General features: G+C 68.4%; 12 protein-coding genes and 2 pseudogenes. 6 read left to right on the forward strand and 8 right to left on the reverse strand.

Going from position 1 to position 10,683, the window contains the following annotated elements; genetic code table 11:
* A partial coding sequence (locus AC07DW_RS31835; RefSeq protein WP_478861130.1) for an ISAzo13-like element transposase-related protein occupies nt 1-187 on the forward strand: 187 nt, incomplete at its 5' end.
* Nucleotides 188-512: 325 nt separating this feature from the next.
* Here the strand turns inward: AC07DW_RS31835 and AC07DW_RS31840 are convergent.
* The 3 genes from AC07DW_RS31840 to AC07DW_RS31850 form a co-directional block, all read right to left on the reverse strand.
* On the reverse strand, nt 513-1,052 hold the full coding sequence (locus AC07DW_RS31840; protein ID WP_478861131.1) for a GNAT family N-acetyltransferase: 540 nt from the start codon (nt 1,050-1,052) through the stop codon (nt 513-515).
* 247 nt (nt 1,053-1,299) lie between these two features.
* Nucleotides 1,300-1,575 carry a DUF6087 family protein gene (locus AC07DW_RS31845; RefSeq protein ID WP_478861132.1) on the reverse strand — a complete coding sequence of 92 codons (276 nt, stop codon included), beginning with the start codon at nt 1,573-1,575 and terminating at the stop codon, nt 1,300-1,302.
* A 13-nt stretch (nt 1,576-1,588) separates the two neighbouring features.
* Nucleotides 1,589-2,956 (reverse strand): Tat pathway signal protein, encoded by a 1,368-nt coding sequence (locus AC07DW_RS31850; protein ID WP_478861133.1) that lies wholly within the window; start codon nt 2,954-2,956, stop codon nt 1,589-1,591.
* 158 nt (nt 2,957-3,114) lie between these two features.
* Here AC07DW_RS31850 and AC07DW_RS31855 point away from each other — a divergent pair, with 158 nt between their 5' ends.
* From AC07DW_RS31855 to tgmC, 3 genes are read left to right on the forward strand one after another with little or no spacing between them, the layout of a single operon-like run.
* Nucleotides 3,115-3,387 (forward strand): putative ATP-grasp-modified RiPP, encoded by a 273-nt coding sequence (locus tag AC07DW_RS31855; RefSeq protein WP_478861134.1) that lies wholly within the window; start codon nt 3,115-3,117, stop codon nt 3,385-3,387.
* Nucleotides 3,388-3,391: 4 nt separating this feature from the next.
* A complete protein-coding gene (gene tgmB, locus AC07DW_RS31860; protein WP_478861135.1) occupies nt 3,392-4,378 on the forward strand; it encodes an ATP-grasp ribosomal peptide maturase in 987 nt (328 codons plus the stop codon).
* On the forward strand, nt 4,375-5,571 hold the full coding sequence (gene tgmC / locus AC07DW_RS31865) for an ATP-grasp peptide maturase system methyltransferase (protein WP_478861136.1): 1,197 nt from the start codon (nt 4,375-4,377) through the stop codon (nt 5,569-5,571). Before tgmB ends, tgmC begins: the two co-directional genes overlap by 4 nt.
* A gap of 77 nt (nt 5,572-5,648) precedes the next feature.
* Here the strand turns inward: tgmC and AC07DW_RS31870 are convergent, their stop codons facing one another.
* The 3 genes and pseudogenes from AC07DW_RS31870 to AC07DW_RS31880 all read right to left on the reverse strand — a co-directional run.
* Nucleotides 5,649-5,936 (reverse strand): hypothetical protein, encoded by a 288-nt coding sequence (locus AC07DW_RS31870; protein ID WP_478861137.1) that lies wholly within the window; start codon nt 5,934-5,936, stop codon nt 5,649-5,651.
* Nucleotides 5,933-6,088: a hypothetical protein gene (locus tag AC07DW_RS31875; RefSeq protein ID WP_478861138.1), complete on the reverse strand. Its 156-nt coding sequence runs from the start codon at nt 6,086-6,088 to the stop codon at nt 5,933-5,935. The genes AC07DW_RS31870 and AC07DW_RS31875 overlap by 4 nt, the downstream gene beginning before the upstream one ends.
* 639 nt (nt 6,089-6,727) lie before the next feature.
* Nucleotides 6,728-6,868: pseudogene (locus AC07DW_RS31880) on the reverse strand (IS110 family transposase); the annotation flags it as partial.
* Between the two features lie 1,172 nt (nt 6,869-8,040).
* On the opposite strand from AC07DW_RS31880, the gene AC07DW_RS31885 reads away from it, so the two are divergent.
* Complete coding sequence (locus AC07DW_RS31885) at nt 8,041-8,172, forward strand: Lsr2 dimerization domain-containing protein (RefSeq protein ID WP_478861141.1); 132 nt, start codon at nt 8,041-8,043, stop codon at nt 8,170-8,172.
* Nucleotides 8,173-8,346: 174 nt separating this feature from the next.
* On the opposite strand, the pseudogene AC07DW_RS31890 reads toward AC07DW_RS31885, so the two are convergent.
* Together AC07DW_RS31890 and AC07DW_RS31895 are read right to left on the reverse strand one after the other, a co-directional pair.
* Nucleotides 8,347-8,442, reverse strand: a pseudogene (locus tag AC07DW_RS31890) (GNAT family N-acetyltransferase); the annotation flags it as partial.
* 662 nt (nt 8,443-9,104) lie between these two features.
* Nucleotides 9,105-9,374, reverse strand: a complete 270-nt coding sequence (locus AC07DW_RS31895) for a hypothetical protein (RefSeq protein WP_478861139.1) — start codon at nt 9,372-9,374, stop codon at nt 9,105-9,107.
* 688 nt (nt 9,375-10,062) lie between these two features.
* On the opposite strand from AC07DW_RS31895, the gene AC07DW_RS31900 reads away from it, so the two are divergent.
* Nucleotides 10,063-10,683, forward strand: a 621-nt coding sequence (locus tag AC07DW_RS31900) for a transposase (protein WP_478861140.1), incomplete at its 3' end; no start/stop codon positions are given.

Here is a 10,683-nt window from a genome sequence, read left to right on the forward strand (position 1 = left end):
CACCACGAAGACCGGCCTGACCGTGGAGGCCAGGCTCGGTCTCGGCGACTACCCCAAGGGCATCAAGATCAGCGACAAGGACATGAAGGTCTTCGAGAAAACCCTGCTCAGCCGCCACATCTTCCATCCCGACTGGAACTACACGGTGCTCGCGACCCCACGGGCCGACGCGACACGCCCGAGCTGAAGGAAGTAGTTTTCGCGCGAGCCCTAATCCGCGCACCACGCGGTCCGGCTGCCGGTCGATGAAAGCCGCTGAGATATCCGTGGCAGAGGCACTGACGTTCCGCCGGGTGTGAGCGGGCCCCGATTCGGGGCCCTCATCAGTGACGAGGGCGCCAGCGGGTGAAGGCGCACTGGTCATCGCCTGCCCCGAGCCGGAACGGCAGGGCGATGCGGTCCAGGGAGAACGTCTCGCCGGGGGCGTGGACGGTGTAGCCGCACCGGGTGTAGAAGGCGGACAGATCGCGCTCGGCCTCGTACGAGCCGTACAGCAGGAAGTAGCCGAGTTGCTAGTGGACCTGCCAGGTCCGCTTGAGCAGGGTGGTGACGACGATGCCCTGGCCACGGGCGTGTTCGGCGACGGCCACGCCGTGGATCTTGGCGACGAACAGGCTCAGGGCCATTGCCTTCTCGGCGGTGTAGCCGTTGTTCATGGCCATGTCGATGAGGGTGCCGGGGGCGGTGGCGGAGAGTACGCCGACGGTGCGGTCCTGCTCGTCGGTGGCGACCAGCGTCAGGGAGACGGTGGTCAGGGCCTCGTTCATGGGCCGGTCGGTGAAGGTATGGGCGGCGGCGTCGTGGTACGCCTTCGTACCGGCTCCGCCGAGCCCGGCGAGCATGGCGGACGCCGAGCCGTCCTCGATGGCGGCCTGCAGGACCGGGATGATCCTGACGCCGTCGCCGGTGGTGGCCATCAGCGCGTTCGCCGCCTCGACGTCCTGGCCGCGGGCCAGGCGGATGCAGGTGCCGGCTGGGCCCTGCCAGCCGATGCGGACGCGGTCGGCGGACAGCGGCGGCGTTTGCCTGGCCTTCTTGGTCGTCTTGCCCATGTCGGGTCCCCCCCTGGTGGTGGTGTCGCCGGCGCGTACAGCCGCCTGCGCTGAGATGGATCTTGTCCCGGTGGCAGGGCGGCCTACCCCCGGTTTCCGGCTGGATGTTCCTCCTCGGGCTCGCCCTGGTCCTCGTCCTCGCCGCTCCCGGGTCCGGGCCCGGGCCAGCGGCCGAACGGCCCGACGGGCTGCTCGGGGGTCGCGCCGAGCACGCCCGGCCCCTTCGTACGATGCGGCGGCAGCGGGATCACGCGTCCTCCCCTTCGTTCACCCACCGCACGGCCGCCGCGAGGTTCGCGGCGGTGCCCGCAGGTTCGTACGAAAATCCGTTCCACTCCTCCAGCGCCCTCGGCTCCTCGGGGCGGAGGTGACCACCACCGCCGTGCAACGGCCGGTGCCGGCGGTGGACGTCCAGCGGCGGGCGGCGCCGCTTGTTGTACGCGGCGAACCTGTCGTCGGTGTCGACGCGCGGGACGGCGCGGGACGGCTGGTTCGGCGGTCCGGGTCGGGAGTGCTTGCCCATGGGTCCGATGGTCTCAGGCGGCGACCGTGGTCGGCCGGGCCGCAGCGAGATCCGCCGCGCGAGTGCGGACCTCGTCCACCGTGGTGGTCCGGTACGGGCGTGCGGCATCCAGCAGGGTGTTGAGCCGGGAGGCCACGAGCGTGGAGTCGACGCGGGTGGCGTCGTCCAGCGCCTGGTGGGCCGCGGCGGCGCCCTGCTCGGGCTCTCCCTCGGTGAACAGGGCGGCGGCCAGGCCGATACGGTCCATGACCTCCACCCGGTCGAAGCCGGGCCTGCGCAGCCGCAGGGCGTCGGTGAAGAACACGCTGGCCAGCTGGCGGTCGCCGTGGAGGTGGGCGAGGTCGCGGGCGGAGACCGCGCGGGCGCCGGCGTGCTCGGCGGCGTCGAAGTAGTCCACCCACGCGGGGACGTCGCCCAGGCCGTCCGCGACCAGTTCGTCAGCGGTGCCAAGATGGTGCTCGGCACCTTGCTCGTCGCCGAGGGCTGCGTGCACCCGGCCGGTCTGTGAGGCGACCAGCGCCCGTGTTGCGGGCATGGTCGCCTTCTTCGCGGCCACGCCGAGCAGGCCCAGGGCATCGGCCGGGTGCCCGAGGTAGATCATCTGGTGGGACATGCGGGTGACGATCTCCACCCCGCGGTCGGGCTGCCCGGCCTCGGAGGCCGCGTAGATGCCGTACGACCAGTAGCGCTGGGCGGTGGCGTACCGGCCGCAGTCGTGGCTGACCCACCCGGCCAGTGCCGCGAGGTCGGCGGTCGCCGCGAACACCCGGGCCTTCAGCGACGGCGGGACGCCGTCCTGGACGCGGCGGGCGACTTCGGCGAGCTGGGCGACGATCGCCGAGCGGTACAGGCCGCCGCCCTTGGAGGCATCGGCCTTAGTGAAGAACGCCGTGACCTCTTCCAGCGCCGTGGTGGTGTCGGCGTCGAACCCCTTGGTGGCGCAGTTCAGCCGACGGCTGCTGCCGCCCAGCATCCGCTCGGCCGCGAGGATCAGCGGGGCGCCGAGGGCTAGCTTGAGGGTGTCGCGGCGGTCGAGGAAGAGGTCCATCTGCGTCCATCCGGCCAGGGTCTGCGCGGCTGCTTCGGTCAGCAGCGGAAGCTGGATGCTATCCAGCGTGGGCCCGGCGGCCGTCAGGCCCAAATCACCCGGCGTGAGCGTCTGACCGACCGCCTTGGAGATGACGGCCGCCAGCAGCGCAGGAACCGGCGGACGGGGGCGTTCGCCGTCGGTCCAGCGGCGGATGCGGGTGGCATCAGGTGCGATCTGCCGGTGACCTTGGGCTTTCGCTTCTGCGGCGATCCGGCGGGCGATCTCGCCGTGGGACAGGCCGGTGGCCGCGATCCACAGCGCGAGGTGCGGGTTGCTCGATCTGCCGGTCATCGCCGTCTCGCCCTCCCCGACTCCTACGTGACGGAGCGTGGCAGTTTCGCCACGGTTCGCGGCACCTACGGTACTGGTCAGAGCCCTGCCCAGGGGCGGATTCTGCATCTGCGGTGGCCGCCCGGCTATCCGCATGAGGCAAGGGGAAGGGAACTCGCATGGCGACGCTTGCACCCCCAGCTCAGGCTCCATGGGCGATGCGGCTGGTCTCCGACCGGCTGCCGGTCGGCCCGCCCGCGTACGCCACGGTGACGCTCGACGCGGCCACGCAGACCGCCCGCTACGCCGACGCCGCAGGCCAGGTGGTGGAGATGGGCAAGCACGGAACGTCCCGCACCACCGGCACCGCGTCGATGTCCGGCGGCGGCGACGGGCAGAAGCCGCAGCCGCAGACCCAGGACGACAACACGACCGACTACGAGTCGGACTGATCCGATGGCCTCCACCGTCCTGGTCGTCACCGCGCTGGAAGACGTCACCGCGGACCGTGTCATCGCCGCGCTGAACGAGCGCGAGGTGCCCGTCGTCCGCGTCGACCCGGCCGACATCGGCCCCGGCCTGACCTTCGGCGCCCGCATCGGCTCCGGGGCGCCGGCCTGGGCCGGGCGGCTGGTCACCGGCAGCCGGGAGGTGGAGCTGGGGGAGGTGGCAGCGGTGTACTACCGCCGCCCCACCCCCTACGCCGCCCGCTACCAGCACCTGCCCTCCCAGCAGCGTGACTTCGCCGCCGCCGAGGCCCGGCACGGGCTCGGCGGCATCCTCAACCACCTGCACGGTGCCTTCTACGTGAACCACCCCGGCGCGGTCACTGCTGCGGACTTCAAGCCCGCCCAGCTCCAGCGGGCGGCCCAGCTCGGCCTGACCATTCCGCCGACGCTGGTCACCAACAGCGCGGAGCACGCGCGGAAGTTCGCCGCCGAACACGGCCCCGTCATCTACAAGACGTTCCGCGGCCTGCCGCGCGATGAGGACGGGCACACCGGCGCGATCTGGGCCCAGCGCGTCGACCCCGACACCTTCGATGACACGCTCGCGGTGACCGCGCACCTGTTCCAGGCGGAGATCCCCAAGACCGGCGACGTGCGCGTCACCGTCGTCGGGAAGAAGGTCTTCGCCCAGCAGATCGCCGCCCCGGACGGCGCGCTGGACTGGCGCCGCGGCGACTGGGACCAGCTCCTGCACGCCCCGATCGCGGTGCCGACGCCGGTCGAGGCCGCGCTGCACAGCTACTTGTCGGCGTATCGCCTGGTCTTCGGCTGTTTCGACTTCGCCCTCACCGGCGACGGCGACCGCCCGGAGGAGTGGGTGTTCATCGAGTGCAACCCCAACGGCCAGTGGGGCTGGCTGCCCGACGCCGGCGACATCACGACGGCGTTCGCCGACATCCTGAGCACGAGCACGGAAGGAGGCGGAGCGCGATGATGCCCGCCGACCTGGAGACCGACGCCGCCCGTCTGCGCGAGGCCATGGTGAAGGCCCTCGCCCAGGACGGCGCCCTCACCGATCCCGGCTGGCTAGCAGCGGTCGAGCGGGTGCCAAGGCACCGGTTCGTGCCGGGCTTCTACCTGCCCGCCGACGAACGCGACGGGCAGGGGCTGACGGTGTGGGAGCCGGTCACCGCCGAGGTCGACTATGGCCGCTGGCTGGCCGCGGCCTACTCCGACACGACGCTGATCACGCAGTTCGACGGCGATGAACCCGACTGGAAGCAGCCCGCCGTACAGCACGGCGGGGCGCCCACCTCGTCGTCCACGCTGCCGTCGCTGGTGGTGCGGATGTGGGCCGATGCGGACGTGCAGGAAGGGCACACGGTGCTGGAGATCGGCACCGGCACCGGCTACTCCACCGCGCTGGCGTGCGAACGTCTCGGCTCCGCCGACGTCACGTCCATCGAGGTCGACCCCCACCGGCTTCAGCAGGCGGCCAGCGCCTTGTACGCCTGCGGATACACCCCGACGCTGGCGGTGGCGGACGGGCTGTACGGGTACTGGCCGGAGTCGTCGTTCGACCGGATCGTGGCCGCCTGCTCCTTCCGCGCCGTCCCCCCGGCGCTGCTCGCGCAGGTCCGGCCGGGTGGGAAGATCCTGCTCACGCTGTCGGGGTGGCTGTACGGCTACGCCCGGGTCCTGCTCACCGTCGGCGAGGACGGCACCGCCGAGGGCCGCCTGCTGGGCGGCACGGTGTCGTTCATGTCGGCGCGTGCGCACGCGGCGCCGGCATTCGGCAACCCCGCCCACTGGGCCGCGGGCCTACCGGAGGCGGGCCGGGCGGCCCGGCACTCCCCGGAGCGGATCACCGCAGCGACGGAGGAGGCGTTCCACCTGCTGTTCCTCGCCCAGTGCGCCGTGCCGGACGCGCAGATGACGACCGTGGGCGAGGTCGTGCACCTGGTCGACGTGGTCACCGGCTCCGCCGCCACCCTCACCCCGCGCGAGGGCCGGTGGGAGGTGCGCGAGGGCGGTCCGGTGCGGCTGTGGGAGCGGATCGAGGCGGTGTTGTCCGCATACGACGAGGCGGGCCGACCCGGGCCGGAGACGTTCACGCTGCACGTCTACGACGGCGGGCAGCACCTGCGGCACCCACACCTGCCCGGCCTGCCGCTGCCCCGGCCCTGACCGGCGCCACGGCCCGGAAGTCTCCAGGCGCCCGGACGGAGGGATGTGACGGACCTCCGGCCGGCGCCTGGCCATGTTCACCCCTCGCGTGGTGTGGGTTTCGCATCGCCGCACTCGGCGGCCAGGGCCTCGGTTCCGGCCCGGGCCGCCACGGCGCGGTCCTCGGCATCCTGCGCGAGGTAGCGCGAGGACTCATCGCCGGTGGCGTCCACGAGCCGGTGCAGCAGCTTCGCCCGCCGCTCCAGGTAGGCCAGGCGCTGGTCCGGCGTGTCCAGCAGGTAGTGCTCGGCGTCGTTCAGCAGCCCAACCAGCTCGGCCACCAGCATCGTGTCCGCCGCCTGCCCCGTTGTGTCCTGGGCGGTCATGACGGCTGTCCAGGAAGCGCGGCCAGCCGTTGAAGTTCGTCCAGGCCGTGGTTGCAGCACTGCCCGCACAGCAGGCGTCGCTTGTTCGGCTCCGGCAGCCGGATGTCGTACGGCAGCCGGGTCTCGTCCTTGACCTCAGGTCCCAGTCGCACTCCGCGCAGACCAGACCCGATACGCGGGCCTCCTTCTTCGACCAGGCGGGCCAGTCCGCCGACAGCGCGGGGCTGAGCACCGCCATGCCCTCGGCCCGGGGCTGGAACAGACGGAAGGCCCAGCCCGGGCAGTCCTCGGGGATGTCGCCGATGGTCTCCTTCAGCGAGGGCATCCACCGGGTCAGGGGGGTCAAGTCGTTGCGGGCGATGCGGACCTCCTCCCCGCGCCGCATCGCCTTGCTGTAGGAGTTGGCCAGAGGGAAGCGGAACGCCGTCACGATCGTGTGCGGCACTTCCAGAAGCTCCAGGTCCCGGCCGATGTCGGCGGCGGTGGCCTTCCACTCACCGCAGTCGACCTCGCGCCACAACGCCAGTCCGTCGCTGTTCAGCACGCCGGAGGCGTTCACCGTGCTGACGATCCGCCGCTGTGCGGCCCGCACCTGCGGTGCAACTGCCTCTGCCATCGACTCTGCCCGCCTTTCGCCGCGGCGCCCCGGCGGGCGCCGTCCGTGCTGGTCAGACCGGCCGCACGGCTTTGTCCGGTGCGACTTTTCCCCGGCCGACCCCCGCCATGCCGGGCGTACGGTTAATACTGCAATCACAGTTAGGGAGTGTGTCCGCGTTGTTTGTAGTGGCTGTGCCGAGCATCCGGTTGAAGAGGTTGCGCTGGGCGGCGGCGTGCCAGTCTCCGTGGTCGCCACGGCGGCGCCGGTAGTGGGCCTTGGCGCCGGGCGAGGCGGTGATGGAGGCGAAGGCCCAGAGTCGCTTGGCGCCTTTCAGCACCGGGTCCTGTGACCGCCGCCAACGCGCCATCGACGCGGTCTTAAAGTCACGAGGCATCATCGAGGGTTCACTCGCGTTCGCCCGTCCAGCCTTCCCCTCACCTGTTGCCCCCCGATGGCCGGGACGCTCTTGGGCTTGAACGCTCCGCTTCACACCCCGCCGTTACCAGCGACGCATGGGAGCGCGGGGACGGGCCCTGGACACTGGCCCGAAGTCCAGCCTCCTCAACTTCCCTTCATACGGCTGTCCTTACTTACCTGGTGCGACCTCGTGTCGCACACCGAGCGCTTCACTTGGCGGTTAAGGCGGCGAGTTGAGCGCTGCAGCGAGCTTTTACTGACCTCGCGTTTGTGCAGCATGCCGACGACGAAAAACGTTAGTCGGGAGAGGCCTGCGACCAGCAAGTTAACCGTCGGCTGCTGCATTTTAGTTTGCCCGCCGGGTATGGTCGGCTGCGCTGTCAACCAGGCTGGAAAAGGATCACTGGATCAAGGCATCCGAGCTTGTATCAGGAAATGAAATGAAGAACCCAAATCTTACACCTGGAGGTAAGATGTCGACGAAATACCCAGACGTCTCGCCTTGCGACCGAGGCGAATTTCCGGCTTAGAACAATAGGTGCCACACCGTTCCGGTTCATTCTGTTCTTTGTGCTTTAGTGCACTAGCCATCAAGTGCAGACGGTATCCTTGGCCTTGGCCTCGGCGGTTGCGGTCGCGGTCGCGGTCGCGGTCGCGGGAGTGTGGCGGGAACTGGCAGACCCGTCGGATTCAACCCGGGGTCCTTCGCGGCGTGAGGGTGGTTCGACTCCCTCCACTCCTACGGGGACCAGGGTCTCCCCGTGCTCCTCATGGTCACTACCGTCTTGCACGGCAGGCTTGGCCAGCCGTGCCTGCGCGAGGGGCGGTTCGGCGTGGGTGAGGGTGTTGTCGTCTGGTCAGCGAGTCTCGGCTGGAAAGTGAGGCGGCGTGGGAAAGCTCGGTTGGTGCATCACCGGCCATCATAGGTCGTGCCCAGCGAAGACTGTGAGCGGCATGGAGTGCACCTGCGCTTGCCACGCACACACGCACTGTGCGACTTCGTCACTCGACAGTATTCCGAACCAGACAGGACTAAACAAAAACGCAGAGGAGCATGCAGCCTCAAGCGGCTTTGTCGCCTCACAGGCTATGGAGACTGTCTCCTTTGCGGTCGACGGTAAATCTTACGAAATCGAATTGGCCCCAGACAAGGCGTCCGCGCTGAGGCGTGATCTCGCCCCATACATCGCCGTGGCCCGTCAAAGGTGCGACCCGAGATAGGTTTTCCTTAAGAAAGTTCCGTTGAACCCGAACCCGGTCCGCAGGCTGACCTGGGTGGACAGTGACGGGACAGGCATCCGGCATGACGACGGCCCCGGCTATGGGAGGGGAAGCCGGGGCCATCCGCGCATCCCTGGGAGCCAGGGATAAGGAGTCACGGCGCACACACTTCAACGGCTGCTGCTCGCCCACCTTCTCGTTGTCCCATGTCTCGTAAAGTGCTTGGACCTTCGGGTGAGTCACGTCAACCAGGAGCACAGCGATATCCTCACTGTGAACCGCTCTGACTTCTCTGCCGCTCCGTTGTGAGCCATCAGAGAGAATGGGTCTCATGCCCAAGGAGACCGGGGGCACGTGGAACGCGTTGAGCATGAGGGCCAGGAGCACGCGGTGAAACTGGGCGTATGGCTGTCCAACGCCCGTTCCCGCCGCGCGACACTCCCCGCCGGTCGCGTCGCGGTACTGGAGCAGCTCGGGGTGGCCTCCGGCCCGCTCCCGCCTGATCCACTCCCTCGCCACCGCTGGCGGGACGGCACTGACCGCGATTCGCGCGGTTCTGGCCGAATTCCGCAGCACCGGCCGGCGCCACATCCTCCGCCTCGCCCGCCACTGGCCCTGAACCCACGAGATCACAAGCGTGCTCAAACGGCTCGCCCCCTGCCGAACCCCGGCTGACCAGCGAATTCGCCTGTCCCTACGAAAAGATGACCAGCCCGGAGCAGTGGAACCCGGCGCCAATTCGAAGCGACATTCGGGCCGCAGACATGCCCGCCATCAGCACCCGGAAGCGGAACGGTCCACCGACTCCGTCGGCGGACCGTCATGCAAGATCGAGGCGAAGGTTATCCAGGCCGAACCGTGAAAATGGTGGGACTCACAGGAAGGATATGGATTTCGGCTGTAATCGTGTTGCTAGTGCCGCTCGTAAATCCCTATGAATATCCATAATCAATGCCGTATGCGTTCGTGTCGGCGATGAAGGAGTAATCCCCGTCAGTGAAGTCAAAGGCCCAGTTATCACTATGTGAGCCAGACCCCCGGTCATCAATATATGCGGCACGCTCTACGTCAAAGTAAATCTCGCCACCGGGCTTGATTTGTTTACCCAATTCCATTCCATGGACTTTTCCATAGCACGGGAAGTCTTCCAGCGTGCGCTTATTGGTGAGCGTCAGAGTGTGATTGGTGGTGTTTCTAATCACGTACCCATTGGTATAGTTGTTTACTGGCTGGCAGTACGTCGTGGACGACTGAACCGGTGCAGACTCTGCGGACTGAGCGATAGACGGTGTTGCCACGCCGAGGACCACTGCTCCCGAGAGGGCGACTGCACCCAGCCAACGCCTGCGCCCTGATACACGTGCACCCATAGTTAATTCTCCCTTCCTTCTGACGTCAACTTATTGCACGCGCGAGCAGAGCGTTGTCCACCGATGGGCTGACCGGCGGCCGACGGCACCTGAGATTCACACACCACTGGCCCCGGACCGACCTCATCACCGAGGCCCCGAGCAGCTCGAAGCTCTCCCGAACCACGGCTGACCAGTACATTTCCGTCCCTGCGAACTGAACCACCCCGACCGGAACCAGGAACGCGGTGCCCACCGACGCGACAGCCGGGCCCACGAACAACGGAAACGGCCCGCCGAAAATATCGACGGACCGTCACGAAAGATAGAGGCTAACGCGTAGGGGCGGCTGCTTCCGCAGGGGCGCCGAAATGCAGCAAAAGCATCATTTGAGGTGCACTCTCCTGAGCAATGCTCAGAACCTGTGGATCGGCCCGGGGGTGGGGTGCCTCGTGGGATGTGGAGGGCGTACCTTCCCGGGTGATCGACTCATGGTCACCGAGTAGGCCCGCGTTGTAGCGCGGGCTGGGAAGGCACGCCCGTGCTCAGCGTAGTCAACGAAGACGGCACCACCGAAAGCGGTACCTCTCTGATGGACGAGATCGTCCGGGAGGGCGCGAGGCGGATGCTCGCCGCGGCCCTGGAGGCGGAGGTGGAGCAGTACATAGCCGAACTCGCCGGCCAGCGCGACGAGCGGGGCCGTCGGCTGGTGGTCCGCAACGGCCGTCACCGGCCCCGGACGGTGACCACGGCCGCGGGACCGGTCGAGGTGATCGCTCCCCGCGTGAACGACAAACGAGTCGACGCCGGGACCGGGGAGCGGGAGCGGTTCTCCCCGAAGATCCTGGCGCCATGGTGCCGGAAGTCCCCGAAGGTTAGCGAGGTCCTGCCCCTGCTCTACCTCCACGGCCTGTCCTGCGGTGACTTCGTGCCCGCGATGAAACAGTTCCTGGGCAGCACAGCTGGCCTGTCACCGGCCACTGTGACCCGGCTGACGAAGCAGTGGACCGCCGAGCACGATGCGTTCCAGTCCCGTGACCTGGACGGATCCGATTACGTCTATGTGTGGGCCGACGGCATCCACCCCAAGATCCGCCTGTCCCAGGCTCATTCCTGCCTGCTGGTCCTGATGGGCGTGCGCGTCGACGGCACCAAGGAACTG

The sequence above is a fragment of the Streptomyces sp. NPDC045701 genome (assembly GCF_056432045.1).